The sequence below is a fragment of the Chryseobacterium daecheongense genome, assembly GCA_027920525.1.
Taxonomy (GTDB): domain Bacteria; phylum Bacteroidota; class Bacteroidia; order Flavobacteriales; family Weeksellaceae; genus Chryseobacterium; species Chryseobacterium proteolyticum.
On sequence record CP115858.1, the window covers coordinates 4365924 to 4388401 of the forward strand.

At 33.3% G+C, this 22478-nt stretch carries 18 protein-coding genes; 16 read left to right on the forward strand and 2 right to left on the reverse strand.

The window, feature by feature from the left end:
* Nucleotides 1-200: 200 nt before the first annotated feature.
* The 7 genes from PFY10_19585 to PFY10_19615 all read left to right on the forward strand — a co-directional run bounded on the left by PFY10_19585 (nt 201) and on the right by PFY10_19615 (nt 7255).
* Complete coding sequence (locus PFY10_19585) at nt 201-1535, forward strand: redoxin domain-containing protein (GenBank protein WBV56393.1); 1335 nt, start codon at nt 201-203, stop codon at nt 1533-1535.
* A gap of 57 nt (nt 1536-1592) precedes the next feature.
* Entirely contained in the window at nt 1593-1823 is a 231-nt protein-coding gene (locus PFY10_19590; protein WBV56394.1) for a hypothetical protein, read from the forward strand.
* A gap of 102 nt (nt 1824-1925) precedes the next feature.
* Nucleotides 1926-2432: a hypothetical protein gene (locus tag PFY10_19595; GenBank protein ID WBV56395.1), complete on the forward strand. Its 507-nt coding sequence runs from the start codon at nt 1926-1928 to the stop codon at nt 2430-2432.
* A gap of 357 nt (nt 2433-2789) precedes the next feature.
* Nucleotides 2790-3395 carry a hypothetical protein gene (locus tag PFY10_19600; GenBank protein ID WBV56396.1) on the forward strand — a complete coding sequence of 202 codons (606 nt, stop codon included), beginning with the start codon at nt 2790-2792 and terminating at the stop codon, nt 3393-3395.
* A gap of 252 nt (nt 3396-3647) precedes the next feature.
* Nucleotides 3648-5210 carry an AraC family transcriptional regulator gene (locus tag PFY10_19605; protein ID WBV56397.1) on the forward strand — a complete coding sequence of 521 codons (1563 nt, stop codon included), beginning with the start codon at nt 3648-3650 and terminating at the stop codon, nt 5208-5210.
* Nucleotides 5211-5760: 550 nt separating this feature from the next.
* A complete protein-coding gene (locus PFY10_19610; GenBank protein ID WBV56398.1) occupies nt 5761-6192 on the forward strand; it encodes a transposase in 432 nt (143 codons plus the stop codon).
* A 643-nt stretch (nt 6193-6835) separates the two neighbouring features.
* Nucleotides 6836-7255, forward strand: coding sequence for a hypothetical protein (locus PFY10_19615; protein WBV56399.1), 420 nt, complete (start codon nt 6836-6838; stop codon nt 7253-7255).
* Nucleotides 7256-7671: 416 nt separating this feature from the next.
* Here PFY10_19615 and PFY10_19620 read toward each other — a convergent pair whose 3' ends face one another.
* On the reverse strand, nt 7672-8244 hold the full coding sequence (locus PFY10_19620) for a Crp/Fnr family transcriptional regulator (GenBank protein ID WBV56400.1): 573 nt from the start codon (nt 8242-8244) through the stop codon (nt 7672-7674).
* Between the two features lie 158 nt (nt 8245-8402).
* On the opposite strand from PFY10_19620, the gene PFY10_19625 reads away from it, so the two are divergent.
* From PFY10_19625 to PFY10_19635, 3 genes are all read left to right on the forward strand, one after another.
* Nucleotides 8403-10073 (forward strand): GMC family oxidoreductase N-terminal domain-containing protein, encoded by a 1671-nt coding sequence (locus PFY10_19625; GenBank protein ID WBV56401.1) that lies wholly within the window; start codon nt 8403-8405, stop codon nt 10071-10073.
* A 214-nt stretch (nt 10074-10287) separates the two neighbouring features.
* Entirely contained in the window at nt 10288-11268 is a 981-nt protein-coding gene (locus PFY10_19630) for an alpha/beta hydrolase (GenBank protein WBV56402.1), read from the forward strand.
* A 95-nt stretch (nt 11269-11363) separates the two neighbouring features.
* Nucleotides 11364-11930, forward strand: coding sequence for an NAD(P)H-dependent oxidoreductase (locus PFY10_19635; GenBank protein ID WBV56403.1), 567 nt, complete (start codon nt 11364-11366; stop codon nt 11928-11930).
* Between the two features lie 212 nt (nt 11931-12142).
* Here PFY10_19635 and PFY10_19640 read toward each other — a convergent pair whose 3' ends face one another.
* Nucleotides 12143-12748 (reverse strand): Crp/Fnr family transcriptional regulator, encoded by a 606-nt coding sequence (locus PFY10_19640; protein ID WBV56404.1) that lies wholly within the window; start codon nt 12746-12748, stop codon nt 12143-12145.
* A gap of 1208 nt (nt 12749-13956) precedes the next feature.
* On the opposite strand from PFY10_19640, the gene PFY10_19645 reads away from it, so the two are divergent.
* The 6 genes from PFY10_19645 to PFY10_19670 all read left to right on the forward strand — a co-directional run bounded on the left by PFY10_19645 (nt 13957) and on the right by PFY10_19670 (nt 22172).
* Entirely contained in the window at nt 13957-15939 is a 1983-nt protein-coding gene (locus PFY10_19645; GenBank protein WBV56405.1) for an FISUMP domain-containing protein, read from the forward strand.
* A gap of 203 nt (nt 15940-16142) precedes the next feature.
* The gene (locus tag PFY10_19650; protein ID WBV56406.1) at nt 16143-17477 is read left to right on the forward strand and encodes a redoxin domain-containing protein; all 1335 of its coding nucleotides are present in this window, start codon (nt 16143-16145) and stop codon (nt 17475-17477) included.
* Nucleotides 17478-17534: 57 nt separating this feature from the next.
* A complete protein-coding gene (locus tag PFY10_19655) occupies nt 17535-17765 on the forward strand; it encodes a hypothetical protein (GenBank protein ID WBV56407.1) in 231 nt (76 codons plus the stop codon).
* Between the two features lie 102 nt (nt 17766-17867).
* Nucleotides 17868-18374 (forward strand): hypothetical protein, encoded by a 507-nt coding sequence (locus PFY10_19660; protein WBV56408.1) that lies wholly within the window; start codon nt 17868-17870, stop codon nt 18372-18374.
* Nucleotides 18375-18917: 543 nt separating this feature from the next.
* Entirely contained in the window at nt 18918-20471 is a 1554-nt protein-coding gene (locus tag PFY10_19665; GenBank protein ID WBV56409.1) for a GMC family oxidoreductase, read from the forward strand.
* A 477-nt stretch (nt 20472-20948) separates the two neighbouring features.
* The gene (locus PFY10_19670; protein ID WBV56410.1) at nt 20949-22172 is read left to right on the forward strand and encodes a hypothetical protein; all 1224 of its coding nucleotides are present in this window, start codon (nt 20949-20951) and stop codon (nt 22170-22172) included.
* The last annotated feature ends 306 nt before the right edge of the window (nt 22173-22478 follow it).

Genomic DNA, 22478 nt, shown 5'->3' on the forward strand with positions numbered 1-22478 from the left:
TTTCATTTTTCATATTAAGCAAATCCTTGGTGGCTTTTGCCACTAAGGTTTTTTTACTATTTAATGTCCCGGTTTAGGGATAAACTGGATTTTTCTTACCATACTTAACTTATAGTTGAGCTTTGTTTATCGTGTATTTTTAAGAATAGTCCGTGTTATAGATGTAGTTTATCAAAATTTACAGATCATAATTTTTATCTATGAAAAAAATAATAGTATTAATTTTAGGGATTTTCTTTTTGGTATCCAAAGGGCAGGATATTGCAATGGATTTTCCTTATTTTAAAGGCAAGAGCTACGATTTTGTGATCTTTCAGGGGAGTGAGGCCAAAACAGTGTTCCAAGGGACAATTCCTGAAAACGGGAAGTTTATTTTACATATTCCCAAGGAGTATGCTCCCTATCGGGGTATGAGTCGTTGGCTTATCACCGGGAGTAAAGAAGGAGGCGGCTTGGATATGGTGATCCCGGGTCATGATTTCTCAGTAGGTAGTAAAGAATCTCAACCTAGAGAAGAGAATATTATTTATATGGGAAATGAGGAAGTAAAAGAGCTTAATAGTCTTTATAAAAAAGAGCAGGCGATCTTCGCCAGATATGGAGCCATGCTCCAGGCCACGAAATCTTTTTCAAAGACGGATAAAAACTATTTGATTTTTGAAAAAGAGGCTCAAACTCAAGTTCAGGCTTATGGGGATTATCAGGGAGAGCTAAAGAAAAACAAGAGTTATGCATCAGGCCTTATCAATATCATTAATATTACCCAGGGTATAGGAACTGGTCTTTTTGAAGCGGAGGAAGAAAAGGCAAAAAACATCAGTGATTATATTACCAGGGATCTCGATTGGGATGCCCTGTATACTTCCGGGCACTGGACGGAGGTGATCGCTTCCTGGGCAGATATTCATGCCTTAGTATTGGAGGATCCTAAGTCCTTTGCCAAAGATGTAGAAACCGTAAGCTCCCGAATCAAAAATCCTGCGGAGTATAGGGATTTTGCAGAAAGACTGGCCGTGGCGTTCACCCGTAACGGGAGAGATGATTTTATCAGTGCTATTACGCCCATCATCAGGGCTTGCGGCAAGATAAGTTCTTTCGAAGGCCCCTTATCTGTTTTTGTATCTGCAGCAGTAGGAATGCAGGCTCCAGATCTTGATCTTCGTGCTTCGGGATATAAAGTTCTTAAAAGTAGTTCCTTTTCAGGAAAGGGTTATGATAAAACACTATTACTTTTTTACCGATCAGATTGTGGTCCCTGTGAAGATCTTTTAAAAGATCTTAGTGGGAAATATGATATGCTAAAATCAAGAGGGGTTCATATAATCTCTGTCTCCGGTGATCAGGCAGAATCGTTATTTAAAGAAAAGGGCAAGGAATTACCCTGGGAGGATAAATATTGTGATTATAAAGGTTTTGAAGGGGTTAATTTTAGAAATTACGGTATATCGGGTACCCCTACTGTTTTTCTAATTGATGGTGAGGGTAAAATAATAGAAAGAAGGGCTTCCCTAACGGATATTATGGGAAGGTTATGATAAGATCGTAAAATAGAAAGTTTTGCTTTCATAGGAAAAAATAAAAAAATAGAAGTATTGATAACAAAAGATAAAATATTTTCAATGAGTATTGATGAAGCTTTCATAGAAGAACATTTATTAGGAAAAAGCCCTAAAGAAATAGTTTGTTTTATGTCCAAAGTTCCAGATGCAGAAAAGGGTAATGAGTGGATGTATGTTACTAAAAAATACTTGTGGGGGATGTATAAAAGGAGGCTTTATTTGTATTTTCATAATGGAGTGGTGAGCGAATATTATTGTGAGTAACAAAAAGTGGAAGATCTGGATAATCCCCTTGGAATTATAATTAATAGAGCGGGATCGATGAACACAAGATAACCTATAATAAATAAACTAAAATCCATAAAAATGAAAAGAGTACTATTAATCAGTATGTTGTTTATTGGAAGTTTGTATAATGGACAAATAGCAATAGGAAAGTCTGAGCTTACTAATGAGTCTGTTTCTCTGGAGTTCTCTGATGCAGAAAACCGGGGTCTTATCCTGCCTTATGTAGAAGATAAGACAGGTATCACCGAAAATGGGACTTTTATATTTGATACAACAGACAAAAAGGTAAAATTATTAAGTAGTGGTGTATGGCATGATTTGAGTGTTGATCCGGGAGGAGTTGTAGATTTAAGCGATCAAAAGGATAGGGAAGAAAATGCAGACGGTAAGGTGGGTATTGGTAAGCAAAGCGCTGTTATGGGTATTCTGGTCCTTGAGGACAGTGATAAGGCCATGATTCTCCCTAAGGTGGCTAGTCCCCATTTAAATATCATCAATCCTTCTGCCGGAATGATGGTGTATGATACAGTAGCTCGTCAGTTAGCCGTTTATAATGGGAGTGTATGGTCTTTTTGGAAGCCATAAAACCATAAAAAAACCATAAAAGATATGGCGTTATAGCTACAGTTATAGCTATTAATCATAGGAGGTAAGTTGTCATGATCATTCTTTATTCTTTACCTATTCTTTCAAAACAGAAGTCTATCTTTTTTAAAAAGATGGACTTCTTTATTTTATTTAAGCTTATAAAGTTTTTAGATTTATCATTCTCTTAATATTTCTTAAGTTAATTATTGATGCTATAAGCTAATTTTGTAATACAAGCTATACATGTTCCTCTACCTATTACTTTGGGGTTAAAAATTCTTGCACTTGGACTTAGCAAGTGTGACATAAGGCTTTTTACTAAATATAAAATACATTTTAATATATTATAGATTCATGAAAAAAATTATAATAATTACTTCTATACTTTTAATGGTTATATCTAACACATTTAATGCACAAAAAAGAAAAGGAAATATACTTAAGAGTTCCGATATTGCAGAAATTGAAGCATACTTGAATGTATCTCATCCAGATGATCCTAAAAGATCTATTTTGAAATCTAGAGTTATTGATTTAAAGAATAAAGCATGGACGAAAGGGAGGTTAACGTCTAAACCAATGGCTGCAAGGCCTGTTATTGATGAATCGGAGCTTGTGAATAAATCTAAGGATAGTATCAAATTTGAACAGTTGATTAAGCAAACACCCAAGGAACATAAAAAGAAAACTGTGAAGCTTTTAAACTCCATGTTCAATGAGGATCCTAAATATAATGAAGCAATACTCTTATTTAGAAATAAATCTGATTGCAATTTAATTTTGGAAATAGAAGGTAAGAGCTCTTATAGTCTTGCAATTCCGGCGCAAGATGAAAACTTTATAATTATAACAAAGGGAGTGTATTCTTTAAAAAGTAATATTTGTAATACCAAATATACTTCGCAAAAAGAAATTAATAAGAGTGTTATTTTAACAATAACTCCATCCTGTCAATTTTAGTAAAATGCACTATACTATGTCTAATTAATCCAATTTACTCAAATTCCTACTATTTTTAGTAACAACAGCTATTTTATCAATTTTTACATCTTGTATAAGACAAATAGTTCTTAACCAGGAGATTTTTTGCTTTGGATTGTGAAAGTCTGGTTTGCAAATGAAAGGCAGTAATTTGAAATCTAAGGGGTAAAATATCAGTGAAATAATATTAAAGTAACAAACGATAAATTTCAAAATTAAACGGAAAATTAATTGGGAAAAATACAAAACGGTGGATTACTATGTATTCTCTTTTTTTTCTCACTCATGGGTAAATCAACAAAATCTCGTGATTTAATCGAAAAAGATTTTGATTTGATTTACTATAGAGTATTCATGGAAAGCCGAACCGATAAGATGCTCAAAATAGGCGACTCACTATATCGTGCTTCTACTACTCAAACTCACAAGATAAAGTCAACTGTCATTATAGCTACAGCATACTCACAGAATTTGAGTATGAATAAATCTATTGTCTATTGGAAAAAAGTAGATTCCATGGCTACAAAAGCTAATCTTTATGATTGGGTAACATTTGCCAATGAACGTCTCGCCAATGAGTATTTGAAGCTAAATTTAGTAAAGGCAAGCAAGCAGTTTATGGACAGAGCAGAGAAATCTAGTAAGTCATTGTCTGGATCAACTGATAGCAAATATATTTATGCGATGATGTTAGAAACGAAAGCTTTACAAAGGATTTGGCAGAACGATACTGCAAACTTTATAAAAGGAATAAAAACCAATCAGGCTTACTTACGATCTTTATCTAAAAATGATGTGACAAAAGTATTATTAGGGAAGTCTTATCTTAAAACTGGTGAAGTCTATGCTCAAAAAAATAGTATAGACTCAGCCAATTATTACCTCTGTTTAGCTGAAAATGAATTTGGAAGTTCAACAATAAAAACAAATGTGAGAAATTCTTCATTATGCAGAGTATTCGGAAACCTTGCTCGCAAAAAAAAACAATATAAAGAGGCAGAAGTCTATTTATTGCAGGCAAAAGAAATAGCTTTTGTTAATAAGGATCGAAAAGAAATGGATCTTATTATTAATGATCTGCGGAGATATTACAGAGAGGTACATAATTATAGAGCACTATTCGAAATTAATAAAATCAAGGATTCTCTCGATCACATTAAAAATTTTGAATTGGTCGAAATTACGGATAGGGACTTTGCAAATGAATATATAGATAAAAATAGATTCAAAAGTTATACGTATGTCCTAATCGTTCTCTTGGTTTTTGGGAATTGTTTAGTTGTGATTCTAATGATCTTCTTCAAAAGAAACAATAAATTACAGATTATCAATCAATTAAATTATAAGAGAGGGGATTCTAATCTAAGCGCCCCAACAAATAATAATCTTGAATCGAAGAATGGGGTCAATATACAAATGAGTGCTGATAAGGAAAAAGATATACTTCGTCTATTGGCAGATTTTGAATCAAAGTATCTTTATCTTAACAAGGATATATCTCGACCAAAAATGGCCTCTTTTCTAAAAACCAATACTAAATATTTATCTTTTATTATCAAAAAATATAGAACATCTGATTTTAATGATTACATTAATCACTATAGAATAAAATATATCATAAATAAATTATATACAGAACCAGCCTATCGTAATTATAAGATAAGTTATTTAGCAGAAATATGTGGATATTCTTCACATAGCCGGTTTGCTGATGTATTCAAACAACATATGAAAATTCCACCTTCTGAATTTATTATGCAATTAAGAAATCATGATCAATCACACCAATCGTAAAATATTTATTAACAACCTTTTATTTGATATTAACAATGCATTACAATGATCAGTATAGCTGTTAGTATTCGCGAATAATGACAGTCCTTTCCTTTCCGAAACATAAAATTTGGATTAAATTTGTGTCAATAAGTTTAAAAATGTAATCCATATTTTGTGATTCAGATTATGATTAACATTTGGTACTTTTTCCATAGTTATTTTTTTTGTAAATCATTTTTAAGTTTACATCAGACAGCCATTATGTAATGCTAATGGCTGTCTTAAAAAACTTTTACCAGTAATTAAATAATATGGCTTTCATATTAATTGAAATGTTGAAAAGTTTAAATATATTTTGTGGTTTTTTATATCAATATTTGGTGATGTAATGTATAGGAGATATCCTAATCTGAGACCTCTTAAAAAGAGGTCTCATTCTTTGCGAAATTTGTAATAAGATAAAGTGTAAACTCAATAAGTATTGTAAATGAAATTTTCATTAGAAGTATATTTTCTCCCAATAAGCTGTAATAATTAAAATGAACATAAATTATTAAATATATAACTAATGCGAATAGATTTAAAAAATATCAAAGTGGGTTACTTAATTTCTGAAAGAATAAAAGAGTGCGATATTGATATTACACGTATTTGTGATTTTTTTAGTTGTGAGGAACCTGAAATCGAAAAAATGTGCCAAATGGATAGCTTAGAAAGCGATACCCTTCTTAAATGGTGTAAATTACTAAAATATGACTTTTTTAGACTGTATACACAACATCTCATTCTGTATTCTCCACCTGCCTCCAGAGATAAACACATTAATACTAAATCCGACATATTACCGACATTTAGAAAAAATGTCTATACCAAGGAGCTAATATCATTTGTTATGGAACAATTAAACAATGGAGTGATGGATACAGAGCAAATTATTGAAGAATATAGGATTCCTAAAACTACCTTGTTTAAGTGGTTAAGTAAATATAAAAATTTTTGAGTAAGCTTCATCCAATCATTATATTATTAAGAAAACATTGAATATGGAAAAACAACAATCGTCAAATTATATCAGAATTTATAGGGATATTATACAAACCAAATATCCTGAGAAAGAGGAGAAGTGCTCTTTTTTCTTGAAAAAAGCTAAATTAACATCAAGGGAAGTTCTTCAGAATGTTTTTGGTTATTGAAAGTTATTGCAGATGCACAAGAATATTTTAAAGATTTTCCATTGCAAAATTGGGTTTAAGGGAAGTAGCTAATAATGAATTTATGATTAAAGCTGTAAGTGGGTATGTTGATGGTACTTTCTCCGTTGTACCTTATCCAGGAGCTAATAATCCTTAGGTTGTAAGTTTAATGACTAATGTTAATAATGTAATCATGTCAATATATAACTAATTTAGGTCAATATCTAATAAATAAAAAGTTAAGTGAGTCTTCACTTTTTTCTTAGAGTGTGGCATTATTCATAAAAATGATACTGAAATTATTTAACATAATAGATCAAATAATAAATATGACCTATGGAAAACTTATACTTATTAAATCTCAAAAATACGATTGGATTAGATCTAATATTTTCGCACAATAAAGTTCTAGATTGATTTCAAACCAAAAAATCGTTAAATATTAAAATTATGAAACAAATATTAATTATACTATTGACAACTTCTATTTTCACAACTTCTTGTAATGAAAATAACAAGTCCAGAATGAAGAATCAGGTGTTAAATAAAAACAAAATAGAATTAAAAGACATAATTGGCAAAACATACGAATTCAATTATTCAGACCAATATGTGTATCATATAAAATTTGAATCAGACTCGACAGTTAATTGGAAATTGATAAAAGGAGAATTTCCTGGAGCAATTGAAGAAACTGACCAGTATATTTCTACTCAAATAAATGAAAATATGCTTTTTATTTCTTGGGTTGAAGAAAGTGGATTGGGATATTGTAATATAATGGACTTTAACACAAATACTTTGACAACTCACGCAAGACAAGATAATTCTGTTTTTGTTAATCCTGGTAAATTTAATGAAGTCAAATAAAAGCCTACATACAATAAAGGTTTTGCGTCAGGCAAGCTGAAGTGCAAAAATTCAATAGCAGTTTTTCAAGTGAAAATTAGTAATAACATCAACTTTGTGCATCGATTTCCTACCCGCAAAGCCCCGAGAAATTAAACCCGATAAACTAAGTCTATCATAAACTGAAATAAAATGATAATTTGAAGTTTGTTACAAATAGATTTTAAATCTATCTTAATAAAGAATCATTTTTTTGTTAGAATTTCAGTTGATAGGGGCATTGGAACTCTTATCTTGTTTGGTTAAAAAATAAATGCAACAAATAGATATTTCATATTATTTCGTAGCATTTATTTTTACGGGATTTCTAATACCTATATTTTCCATGTCTGATTTAGCTCAGTAATTCTAAATTATAAGAAATTGTCTAGTAGTAATTACATTTTTTTACGGAGGTAGCTTAGATGTTCGGGAGTCATATTAAGATAAGTAGCAATATCCTTAAAAGAAATGTACTCGGATAAGTTAGGGAATTGTTGTAAAAAATTGTCATAACGTTCTTGTGCAGATAGTGATAACATTTCAACAACTTTTTTATGTTGAGCAATTAAAGCCCCTTGATATATTTTTCTGAAGAAAGTCTCCATTATTGGATGTTGAGATAAAAGTTTGTCATATGAATTTTTTGATATTCGAAGCACTTCAGTATCTACTATTGCCATTATTGAATAATCTGAAACGGTTCCGTTAAAAAAGGAATTTAAATCTGAAGCCCACCATTGTGGGGGAAGAAATATTATTGTGTGATCTTTTCCATGTTTATCAGTATGATAAGTTTTAACACAGCCAGAAATAATAAAATATTGATAATTACAGACTTCACAAGGAATTTGTAAATAGTTTTTTTTTTCGATTTTCTGATATTCAAATGATTGGATAAGTGCTAATTTAAGTTCTTCATCTGTTTCTATATAGTTTCCTACATAGTTTAGAAAAAAATCGTTAGGCATAATGATTATTTTTATATTATACGTTCGTACAATTACAAATTTTATACCATCAGGCAGGCCTACTTATTGTAATAAGCCGTCATTTGATCTCTTAAGAATTATTAAGAAGTAATTAGTAATTGATAAATAATTTTGTTTCAAGTTTTAAAAAGATACATATGGAACGAAGAGAAGCTATTAAAATTGGTGCATTAACGATGGCTACAGGTTTAATAGGAATTACAACTAATGCTATGAAAAATACTCTAGATAATTTTGGGGTAGATTTGGATTATGATAATAATCAGGAAGGTGATTTTGATGAGGATAAGCCTTACGATTTTATTATTGCAGGAGCTGGGTCAGCGGGTGCTGTATTAGCAAATCGTTTATCAGAGGAAAAGAAGTGGAAGATTTTGTTAATAGAGGCAGGATTGGATTTTAATCCCGAAAGTAATCCGGAACTTATTTATAGTAGCAATATAATTGCTGCAAATTTGGATAAGAGATATGATTGGGGTTATAAAAGTACTGAACAAGAATATGGTAATGTTATTATTGCACCAAGAGGAAAAGGAGTTGGAGGCAGTTCTAATATCAATGGTGCAGTAGCAGTTCGAGCTTTAAAATTTGATTTTGATCGTTGGACAAAAATGGGACTTGAAGGTTGGAAATTTGATGATGTACTACCATATTATAAAAAAATGGAAAGTACAGAACATGGATCAGATAAGTGGCATGGGAGAAAAGGACCTTTTCCTATTCATCAAATGGAAAAGCATTATATAACGCCAGTGCAAAGTGCGGTTGTTGATACTGCAGTTGCTATGGGATATAATGAAGTTATGGACTTTAATGATCCGAATGAAAATAATGGAGCGGGTCCTATTCCTATGAATGTTATTAATGGTGTACGTGTAAATGTAGGGATTGCTTATCTTAATAATCAAGTAAGAAAACGTAATAATCTCCATATTTTAAGCGAAAGCTTAATAGATAAAGTAATAATAGAAAAAGGAAAAGCAAAGGGTATTTTATTAGCAAATGGGAAGCGAATTTTTGGGAGAGAAGTAATACTATCTTCAGGAGCTTACGGTAGTGCTGCAATTTTAATGCGATCTGGTATTGGACCAGCGAAGGACCTAAAGGAGTTGGATATTGATGTCGTTTTAGATGCCCCAGTTGGAAAGCGTTTACTTGACCATCCTTTTTACTGGATGAATTTTGCGGCAGTACCGGAGAAAAATACAAGAATACATCCTGTAGTAGGATCGCAGCTCTGGACTAATTCTACTAGAGCTTCCTCAAAGAATGAGCTTGATATAGCTATCTCACCATCACATTTGGTAGACCCTTCTACTAGCCCTACAAAATCAATATTTACTCTTGGATTGGAACTCATGAACTGTCAGTCAGAGGGATCAGTTAAATTGGCGAGCAAAAATCCAGCTGATATGCCGATTATCGATTTTAGGCACCTAACATCAGAGGAAGATATGTTACGGATGATAGAATGTTTTAAAATTGCCCGTAAAATGGTTACAGTTAGTCCATTAAAGGAGTTTTATCATAGCGAAATTTACCCAGGCTCTGATGTTCAAAGTGATGAACAGATTAGAAAAGCCCTATTAAGTGGAGTATCCACACTCCAGCATCCTTGTTCAACAGTTCCAATGGGTAAAGAAGGAGGTGAGAATTCAGTAGTAGATGCTGAAGGACGTCTATATGGTATACAAAATCTAAGAGTTGTTGATGCTTCTATATTTCCTGAAATTCCTCTTATCAACTTAAATCCTCAAGTTATAATGGTAGCAGAAAAGATAGCGGATAAAATTAAAGGTAAAATTTAATTAAACAAAGTTACAAGAGCAAGATTAGAGGTTACTGATTAATAAGGTGGATGCTTTTATTAAATCCTTATAAATGAATTTTCTTGACACTAATTTATCACACTCTCGAAACTCAGAACTTTCAGGGAGGGTTGGAAAGAAATAGTTAATGGAACTTTTGTATAGGATTATGATGAAGTAAAATTACATTAATAAATTCAAGTATAGCGAACCTATGGATAAAATAAACCGGCCTATTGAAAATGATTCAAATATTTTGAAGGATATTCGGTCTTTTCTTATAAAGATGAATAGTGAAAATCCCAAAACAAATGATGAAATGAGTATAGAAGATACTAGAGATATGCTTATTAAAAGTAGTACATCTATGAACTTTGATTACTCAGATATTGATGTTTTCAATATGGATATTCAGCAAGACGGGATATCTATAAATATTAATATTGTAAAGCCAAAAAAGGCAGAAGGGCAACTTCCCGTATTTATGTTTTTTCATGGTGGCGGTTGGACTTTTGAGGATTTTTTAACTCATAAAAAATTGGTAAGGGATCTGGTTGTTGAAAGTGGAGCTGTAGCAGTATTTCCAAATTATACCTTGTCTCCTGAAGTAACATATCCTATTGCTCTTAATCAAGTATATGCTGCTACAAAGTGGATTTCTTTTCATGGAGACAAAATTGGGGTTGATGGGAAGAAATTGGCTGTCGTTGGAAATAGTGCAGGAGGAAATTTAGCAGCAGCAGTAGCTTTAATGGCGAAAGATAAAAAAGGGCCTAATATTCTGTATCAGATTTTATTATGGCCTGTCACCGATTCTGATTTTTCTCGAGAGTCATATAAAAAATACGGACAAGATAGGTTTTTAACGACTGAAACAATGAAGTGGATGTGGGATAATTATGTTCCTGACCTGATTAAAAGAAAGGAAAAGTATGCTTCTCCAAATCAAGCGTCTATTGAGGAGTTGCAAGGACTGCCTCCAGCGCTTATTCAGATTGCTGAGAATGATATACTTTATGACGAAGGAATAGAATATGGTCGAAAGCTTGACGAGGCAGGAGTTGCAACTACAATTGCTGTTTATAAGGGATTAATCCACGATTATGGTAAGTTAGAACATCTTTCACATATTCAGTCTGTTAGGGATTCTGTTACACAGGTAGCAATAGCTCTTAAAAATATACTTTTTAAGTGAAAAAAATGAGTTGGGCTATTTGTATTTATTCCTATCTGGTAGATTTTATTAAAATATGAGTACAATTAATATTAAGGAAAACAGCAATAAAAATTATGGGAAAAGTTATAGGAATTCTTGCAGGAAGTTTGCATAGAGATTCATTTTCAAAAAAAATAGCCAAAACAATTAAATCCTTTGTCCCGCAGGAGGGATATGAATTTAAAATTATTGATTTGGAAGGATTACCCGTGTACAATCAAGATTTTGATACCGACAAAAATATTCCTTGGGCTATTGAAAGATTTAGGGCAGATATGCAAAGTGTAAATGGTGTTATATTTGTAACCCCGGAATACAATAGATCTGTTCCCAGTGTTTTAAAAAATGCAATTGATATAGGCTCAACACCATTCGGAAAGAGTATTTGGAACGGGAAACCGGCAGCAATTTTCAGTCATTCTCCTGGGAATATTTCGGGTTTTGGAGCTAATCATCATTTAAGACAAAGTCTTGTATTTCTTAATATGCCAACCATGCAACAGCCAGAGGTTTATATTACAAATAGTGATGCGCTGTTTTCTGTAAATGGAGTTATGATTGAAGGCAGCACAAAAGATTTTGTAAGGAGTGCAGTGAACTCTTACATTAAATGGTTTGAAAAAAGCTACAGTACTATTTAGATTACTATCGGAAGTGTCAAAAAGAAGAGATAGAGAGATGCTACTTTTCACAAAGTTATTTAAGCCCCCTGCTATTCTGGGAATTCTTGTTCTTAAATAACTTATCACTTTAAAATTGAAAATAACCAATAATACAAAAAACGGTTAATAGCCTTTTGTATTATTGGTTTATTTTTTCAATAATTATTATTAAAAAGTAATATTATATTAGATCAAGTGCTAGCAAAGCTGTTTTTTTCGTCGTTAAGCATCTTTTTACGTAGAAAACTTAAGTGCTCCGGTGTCATATTTAGGTATGAGGCAATATCTTTATACGAAACATGTTGAATAACTGAGGGGTATAATTTAAGAAAATTTTCATATCGTTCTTGGGATGTTAAAGAAAGGATGTTTACCAGTTTGGTCTGTTGCGTTGTGAGTGCTCCTTGCAATATATTTCTGAAGAAAGTTTCCATTATTATATGATTAGCCAATAGTTTCTCAAATGAGGGTCTTGATATTTGTAAGACTTCTGTTTTCATAATTGACATTATTGAGTAATCTGAATGTAATCCATTGATAAATGAATTCAGATCTGAGGCCCATAGTCCTGGGGATAAAAATGAGAGAATATGATCTTTCCCATTTTTATCCGTATAGTATGATTTAAGACATCCTGAAATAATAAAATATATAAAATTACAAGGTTCTCCAGCCAATTGTAAATGAGTTTTACTTTTTATTTTCCTATATTCAAAAAGCTTAGTAAGAGATACTTTTAATTCATCATCTACTTTGATATATTCTTCGACATGCTTTAAAAATAATTTGTATACCATTTGTTATTGTTTATTATATATACTGTACTTAGGTTATTATGACTAATAATTTATCATATCTCTTTTCAATGATTGATCAACAAGATTCTATTTAATAGAGTACTGTTATTTTAATTTCTAATATAATCCCTATATAGTCAGATAAGTTGTATAAGAAATAAATTATATCAGGCTTAAAGTATTTAATATGCTATATGATACATATTTGCCTATGATATTTAAATTTAGACAAAAAGATGATGTACTATCCTTAAGATATCTTAAGAAAATTTAAGCTCTATGGGTAAAACAATATAAAATTTTTGCGTAGCAATATCTATTCAGAATATTTGTTTCTAATTAGGGAAATTATAAATTGTTATTAATTAGCTTGTTAGTGCAAATGATCGGCAGCAGATGAATGCAAAATAGATAATCATTTAATATAATGAAAATTATATTTTAAGGATGGAATTATTAATTATTCATTCTGAGACTGGGCTTATTTTTAAAATAATCTTATCTATCTAATGAGTTTGAGCAAATTCATAAGTATTAAGTTGTGGTTTCTTTGCATAGTATATTCTAACTAAAAGGATAATTTTGACAAAAGTAAAAATCACTTGTATTATTTAAAAGCAAACTAGTATCACATTAATATCACTTATTGGATTTCATAAGATTTCTATGATGGGAATGAATGTATAAATGACGACCTTTAGCTAGTTTACTTTGTTCGTAGAACTTTGAAGCTTTTTATCATATATTTTCAGGGCATATTACCATTATCAAAGAACTTATTTTGGAATAATTGTAATAATGAATAAAATTTATTTCCTGAATTTGTGATTTGATATGAATTTTATTTAACTTTACATTATTCTGTTATGAAAAAATAATGGGTTTTCTTAATTGTACTATAATTGTTAATGATTTCTGTTCTTAAGAAATCTTAAGAGTATTTGAGCTGTATCGTAGTAATTTTGCAAAAGATATTACATAGTAGTGACTAAGGATATTTTTTTTGATCAATATGGGAAGGGTAATTTTTTCAAGTTCATTTTGATCTTAGATAGTTCTAATGCGATTATTCATTAAAATAATAATAATCATAGTCACAAAAGCTTAAAATTACATCTATAGAAAAATCTTAATTCTAAAAAAGTTAGGTCTTTTCTATACACTTATTATTATATAATAGCAACTTATAATTTAATAAATTATCACAGATGAGAAAAACACTATTACTAATTTTCGGATGCTTTTGTTGTATTGCTTTGAGCGGTCAGGTAGGCATCAATAATACGAATCCCAAGGCTACATTAGATGTAATGGCCAAAAACAGTGATGGGAGTAGCGCGGAGGGTCTTCTTGCCCCTCGTTTAACAGGCGATCAGATTCAATCAGGCAATTCCCGTTATGGTTTGGATCAGGCGGGAACTCTTATTTATGCCACTTCTGGAGTAAGTAGCCCAGATGCTGTAACTCAAAATATTACCACTGCTGGTTATTATTACTTTGATGGTACTGCCTGGCAGGTTTTGGGAGGTAGTGCAGGAGTCTCTGATTATAATATTTATGATTCAGATGGATCTCTTTCGGGTAATCGTCAGGTTGATTTGTCAGGAAAGAACCTTGGTTTTACAGGCGGTAATGTTGGTGTTGGAATTGCAGTAGCGGATGCTTCAGCAATATTAGATGTAAGCAGTACGACGCAGGGTTTTGCTCCTCCTCGTGTTACCAAAGTACAAAGGGATAATATTGTATCCCCAGTTTCCGGTTTGATTGTTTATTGTACAGATTGTGGAGTGGGTTCTACGGGTTGTTTATCCCTGAATTTGGGAACTCCTGGAGCACCTAACTGGAGCTGTGTAGGCTCTACAACATCTTCTACCGTGGTAACTTCCGAATGTACCGGTTTTTCAGGTACCTACACTTCGGGCTCAGCCTTATCAGGAGCCAGTTATAAAGTAACGGTAACGAATAATTCTTTTTCTTCTGCGACGATCAATTTTTCTTCGGGAGATTTGGTTTTAAGTGGTATTACAGGTCTAACGGTTGGTACTCCCACTTTTTCAGGAGGATCAGTAAGTGGGAGTAATGTTACTTTGACTTCTGGGCAGACAGTTGTTATAAGCTATCCTATTACGGGTACTCCGGGAGCCAATGGTACCCTTACGGGTGTCTGGACAAAGCTTTCCCTTTCTTGTACGAGTAGCCAAATAGTAGGTAAGGGTACTGCCCGTTTTACTCTTCCTCAAAACCTGTATGTTGCTTCTGTGAATTTGGGAGGAACAGGAGATGTCCAGGGAGTTGTAGATAACGGATCTAATAAGCTTACGATTCAAGTCCCTTATACTGGAGGGAAAGGTAGTTATGACGCTTATACGAGCGCATGGATTTCCAATAATTCAGGAAGTGGCCAGGGAGGAGACACTAATAAGTTTAGGGTTTCTTATCCTGCGGGAACGTTTAGTAGTTCGGGAAGTATTGCGGTGAGTATTGAGGTAGATGGGGATGGTAGTTTTAATGCCTTAAAGCTTCTTCCTGGAAATACTATGGTTTTGGGAACGCTTCCTTTTGCTCACAATGGCATTTATGATGGCGATATCATCATCCATATTGTAACGTGTGGAGCATTTATAGCACCGGGAGTCTTTAAGGCGTTTATGTGTCATAATTTAGGGGCTGATATGAATGCAGATCCCTTCCAACCTTCGGCCTCTATTCACGGAGCTAAATACCAATGGGGAGCTAAGACAGGCCAGGCAGGACGTTATATAAGCCAGGCGGATGATCAGGCTAATAGTGGTGCTATTGGAGGATGGATTAGTTCTCCGCTTCCTAATAACAGCTGGTCTGATACAACGAAGACTGCGCAGGATCCATGTCCTGTAGGATATAGGGTTCCTACAAATGACCAATGGCAGAAGGTGATTGCTAATAATAGCTTCACTACTACAGGGACCTGGACAAATAGCCCAACGAATTACAGCAGTGGAGGCAAGTTTGGAAATACATTATTTCTGCCAGCCGCCGGCAGCCGTAACAACGTGAATGGAGCCCTGTTCAGCCGTGGCAACAACGGGTACTATTGGAGCAGTACGCAGTACGCAAGTGCCTACGCCTACAACTTGAACTTTGGTAGCACCGGGGTGAATGTCATCACAAACCGTACAAACGGGTACAGTGTTCGTTGTATTCAGGAATAGGTTTTCATTTTTCATATTAAGCAAACCCTTGGTGGCTTTTGCCACTAAGGGTTTTTTTACTATTTAATGTCCCGGTTTAGGGATAAACTGGATTTTTCTTACCATACTTAACTTATAGTTGAGCTTTGTTTATCGTGTATTTTTAAGAATAGTCCGTGTTATAGATGTAGTTTATCAAAATTTACAGATCATAATTTTTATCTATGAAAAAAATAATAGTATTAATTTTAGGGATTTTCTTTTTGGTATCCAAAGGGCAGGATATTGCAATGGATTTTCCTTATTTTAAAGGCAAGAGCTACGATTTTGTGCTCTTTCAGGGGAGTGAGGCCAAAACAGTGTTCCAAGGGACAATTCCTGAAAACGGGAAGTTTATTTTACATATTCCCAAGGAGTATGCTCCCTATCGGGGTATGAGTCGTTGGCTTATCACCGGGAGTAAAGAAGGGGGCGGACTTGATCTGCTGATCCCGGGGCACAGCTTCTCGGTAAGCTGCAGTGAAGAAAAGCCCACGGATAAGAACATTATCTACACCAATAATACGGAAATCCCTGAGCTTAATAGTCTTTATAAAAAAGAGCAGGCGATCTTCGCCAGATATGGAGCCATGCTCCAGGCCACGAAATCTTTTTCAAAGACGGATAAAAACTATTTGATTTTTGAAAAAGAGGCTCAAACTCAAGTTCAGGCTTATGGGGATTATCAGGGAGAGCTAAAGAAAAACAAGAGTTATGCATCAGGCCTTATCAATATCATTAATATTACCCAGGGTATAGGAACTGGTCTTTTTGAAGCGGAGGAAGAAAAGGCAAAAAACATCAGTGATTATATTACCAGGGATCTCGATTGGGACGCCCTGTATACTTCCGGGCACTGGACGGAGGTGATCGCTTCCTGGGCAGATATTCATGCCTTAGTATTGGAGGATCCTAAGTCCTTTGCCAAAGATGTAGAAACCGTAAGCTCCCGAATCAAAAATCCTGCGGAGTATAGGGATTTTGCAGAAAGACTGGCCGTGGCGTTCACCCGTAACGGGAGAGATGATTTTATCAGTGCTATTACGCCCATCATCAGGGCTTGCGGCAAGATAAGTTCTTTCGAAGGCCCCTTATCTGTTTTTGTATCTGCAGCAGTAGGAATGCAGGCTCCAGATCTTGATCTTCGTGCTTCGGGATATAAAGTTCTTAAAAGTAGTTCCTTTTCAGGAAAGGGTTATGATAAAACACTATTACTTTTTTACCGATCAGATTGTGGTCCCTGTGAAGATCTTTTAAAAGATCTTAGTGGGAAATATGATATGCTAAAATCAAGAGGGGTTCATATAATCTCTGTCTCCGGTGATCAGGCAGAATCGTTATTTAAAGAAAAGGGCAAGGAATTACCCTGGGAGGATAAATATTGTGATTATAAAGGTTTTGAAGGGGTTAATTTTAGAAATTACGGTATATCGGGTACCCCTACTGTTTTTCTAATTGATGGTGAGGGTAAAATAATAGAAAGAAGGGCTTCCCTAACGGATATTATGGGAAGGTTATGATAAGATCGTAAAATAGAAAGTTTTGCTTTCATAGGAAAAAATAAAAAAATAGAAGTATTGATAACAAAAGATAAAATATTTTCAATGAGTATTGATGAAGCTTTCATAGAAGAACATTTATTAGGAAAAAGCCCTAAAGAAATAGTTTGTTTTATGTCCAAAGTTCCAGATGCAGAAAAGGGTAATGAGTGGATGTATGTTACTAAAAAATACTTGTGGGGGATGTATAAAAGGAGGCTTTATTTGTATTTTCATAATGGAGTGGTGAGCGAATATTATTGTGAGTAACAAAAAGTGGAAGATCTGGATAATCCCCTTGGAATTATAATTAATAGAGCGGGATCGATGAACACAAGATAACCTATAATAAATAAACTAAAATCCATAAAAATGAAAAGAGTACTATTAATCAGTATGTTGTTTATTGGAAGTTTGTATAATGGACAAATAGCAATAGGAAAGTCTGAGCTTACTAATGAGTCTGTTTCTCTGGAGTTCTCTGGTGCAGAAAACCGGGGTCTTATCCTGCCTTATGTAGAAGATAAGACAGGTATCACCGAAAATGGGACTTTTATATTTGATACAACAGACAAAAAGGTAAAATTATTAAGTAGTGGTGTATGGCATGATTTGAGTGTTGATCCGGGAGGAGTTGTAGATTTAAGCGATCAAAAGGATAGGGAAGAAAATGCAGACGGTAAGGTGGGTATTGGTAAGCAAAGCGCTGTTATGGGTATTCTGGTCCTTGAGGACAGTGATAAGGCCATGATTCTCCCTAAGGTGGCTAGTCCCCATTTAAATATCATCAATCCTTCTGCCGGAATGATGGTGTATGATACAGTAGCTCGTCAGTTAGCCGTTTATAATGGGAGTGTATGGTCTTTTTGGAAGCCATAAAACCATAAAAAAACCATAAAAGATATGGCGTTATAGCTACAGTTATAGCTATTAATCATAGGAGGTAAGTTGTCATGATCATTCTTTATTCTTTACCTATTCTTTCAAAACAGAAGTCTATCTTTTTTAAAAAGATGGACTTCTTTATTTTATTTAAGCTTATAAAGTTTTTAGATTTATCATTCTCTTAATATATCTTAAGTTAATTATTGATGCTATAAGCTAATTTTGTAATACAAGCTATTCTATTTCAGTGCTTTGGATAAATGAGTGATTGATTCCCGTAAGTATTTATTTTTAACCGTGTCATCTAATTTACAGCTTGATAATTCGGAGTGATAGAATTTGGATTTTTATGATAGAGAGCTGTTCTTGAATTTTTAAGAAAAAAATATAGACTTATACCCAACAATTATCTCAACATTTTAAAGTGAGCAGAAATGCTATTATAGTTGGAAGACAAGATTTTTAGTTTAACTAAACCTTGGATGTTAAATTACTTAATAAGAGATACTAACATATTTATAAAATATAATTAATTATATGGGAAAACAAGAAAATACTATAGGTCAGAAATATGATCATATTGTAATAGGTGCAGGGTCAGCCGGATGTATTTTAACAAGGAGATTACTTGACGCGGGTAAAAAAGTTTTGCTTATTGAGGCTGGGCCTATTGATAATAAACCCGAAATACATGATCCAATGGGATCTATAGCATTATGGAATTCGGATGTTGATTGGGCCTTTGAGACAGAGCCTCAAAAATTTGCTAATAATCGTAGGTTACCCTTTCCCAGGGGAAAAACTTTGGGAGGGAGCAGTTCATTTAATGGAATGATCTATGTAAGAGGTGCAAAACAAGATTTTGATACCTGGGCCTATTTGGGAAACCATGGTTGGGATTATGAATCAGTAAAAAATAATTTTAAAAGATTCGAGCAATTTATTCCTGAAGAGGATGCTATTAATAAGGATGAATTGGGAACTAAGGGTGATTTGCCTATAACTTTAAATCCCCAACCGACCGATATTACAAAGGCGTTCATTGCCGATGCTGTTGATTTGGGAATTCCTTATAACCCAAATTATAATGATGGTAATGAGATGTTTGGGGCCTATCATACATGGTTAACCCTTAAAGATAACAAAAGGATGAGTAGTTGGGTTGCTTTCCTGGAGCCTTTAAAAAATCATCCTAATCTTACTGTTTTGGTTAATGCCAATGTTACTCGGGTAGTATTTTCTGGCGAAACAGCAGTTGGTGTAGCATATACCATTGATTCTTCCGAAGATGAAGAACAAGCTTATGCGAAAGATGATATTATATTAAGTGCAGGTTCAATTAATACTCCAAAGATATTAATGCTGTCAGGAATAGGAGATCAGGAGCATCTTAAAGAAGTAGGTATTAGTTCTAAAGTACATTTACCAGGTGTGGGACAGAATTTACAAGACCATATTAATGTTCCGCATGTATGGGAGACACATGAAAATATTCCTCTGTCTAAAGCCCAAGGTTTGGAAGGAACATTTTTTTGGAAAACAAAACCAGATATGAAGGTACCGGACATGCAACCAATTCTTATAACATTTCCATATCCCATGGAAAAATCACCTGAAAATGGTTTTACAATTGTTTCAACATTATTACACCCACAAAGTAGAGGGATAATTAAACTAAAATCAAACAACCCCAATGATAAACCTATTATTGATCCGAGATTTTTAGAAGATCCGGATGATTTGAATGCACTTGTACTGCAAACGCTTTTTCTTCGTAAATTAGTTACTGGAAAGCAAATGGGGTCGCTTATTAAAAAGGAATTTTCTCCAGGAGCTGAAGTTGATAGTATTGAAGATCTTGAAAACTTTATTAAGGCCCATGCTGTCAGTGATCACCACCAAGTGGGTACAGCTAAAATGGGTGTAGACAAAATGGCAGTTGTCGACCCACGGTTAAAGGTATATGGTGTTAAGAATCTTAGAGTAGCTGATGGCTCTATCATGCCAATGATAAACACAGGTAATACAAACGCAGCTTGCATTATGATCGGAGACCGTGCTGCTGACTTTATACTAAATTCGGAAATATAGTGTTATTTTAATATTGAATATTTGATTAGTTTTTAAAGGCCTGGATTAAAATAATCCAGGCCTTTTATATAAGATATCATAAAAGTAAATAATTCACATATGATAAAATTCTTAAAATATAATATATATGATAAATACTTTCGTATATGTATAGATTTTATATTAGAAAGTATATAGAACAAAGATAAATGGTGAAAAATCTTCCTTTTACTTGGAGCTTTTTTATACAAAAAAACATTAAATTCAATAGAAAGTGAATAATATTTCTTAAGATTATTATCAGTTGGATGATTTACCTTTGTTTTACAAAAGAAGATTTATTAATATAAGTGTATTTACTTAAATCCGGAGTTACTCTTCACTAAGTATGATGTTGCTTTAATTTTTATTATTAGATGTACTTAAGTATGTAAGTGCATCAATAGCAATTAAGGGTAATATCTGTTTCTAATACATAAAATTTAAAGGAAATTAACAATGCGGAAAGATAGATTTCTAGGGCTCATTTTATTCATTTTTTTAGTGACCTTGAAGGGATTGCATGCACAAACGATTAATTGCCCGGGCCCGACTTTAAATATACCAGTAAACGGTGAAGTTATAGTTAATGAGATTAAGGTTACAACTGTTTCAACAGGAAATGTGGTCAGCTTTAACGACAGCTATCCAACATGTGGGGGGAGATTGAGTGAAAAATCTCTTTGGGTTGGTCGTACTGCTCCTTTGGGACCAAGTGAAGGAACTGAATGGGCGGTTACATTTTTGTTTGATGAACCCGTTAATAATTTGATTTTTATTTTGGGAGCTACGGGAGAAGTTAATAATCAAGATTTTGTTTTTAATTCTAATGGGGGGGCTGTATCAATTTTTTCTGATAACAGTTGTTATTCGACCATTATAGATAACGCGATATTTTCGGGGAGTGGGGCACAACATGGCGGAGGCGGTGGCCTATTCGAAATACATGCTCCTACAGCTTATACTCAATTAACAGTTAGCGGATTGGGAGGAGATGGAGGTTCGTTATTATCAATTTGTACTGCCAGTATTGTATCTGCTTTAAAAATTTCGTCTATTCATCCCAGTACTCAAACAGTATGTAAAAATACTGTTCCGACACCTATTACGGTTTCCGTATTATCTTCGGATTCTGAAGTTTTATCTTACCAGTGGTTTAAGAATTCTGTAGACAGTAATATGGGAGGGACTATTATTAATGGAGCGAATACAAATACTTTTATTCCTCCTGCTTCCTCTTCTTCTAAAACAGATTATTATTATGCAACTGTTACTAGCAGTGAGGGTAGCAAAAACTCTCCTACTGCTAAGGTGATAACAACAGACTGTCTTTGTTATAAACCTGGAATTACAGAAGTTTCTAAAAAATCTTTGGATAGTAAAATGGGGATATCCTCTCTGAATAAAGGAAAAGATGTTGTTGGTTCTGACCATTGGCCTTTGACAAGAAAAGGGGCTTGGCTGGTATTGGAATCTAAATTTAAAGGATTGGTAGTAAATAGGGTGCAATTTAATAGCTTGGGAAATCCGGTCGGAATTCCTCCTTCAGATTTTGTAGAGGGAATGATAGTATATGATATGACAGACAATTGTTTGAAAATTTATACTTCAATTGATGAAGGAGCAACATTCGCTTGGCGGTGTATAAATACACAAGCATGTCCAGATAGAATAGGGGGATAGATAGCCCTACGTTATAGGTTTTTTTTATTACTTGTGATCATTATTAAATGTTCTATGAGTTCTTTTTTTCATAGTTTTGTGTTTGATACTGGGAATCTATTTCCCAGTATTTTTATTTTCTATTAATGAATATGAATATTGGGAAAAGTAAAACCAGAAATGTAACATTTCTGGTTTTATATCATTTTAGATGTTTCCTATCCCAACTTGGCTAAATTATTCATTGGATAATAAGTAAAACTTTTAGTGATTATGATTAGCTTTAAGAATATTAGGAAAATTGAAAAATATAAGATTATCTCTGTA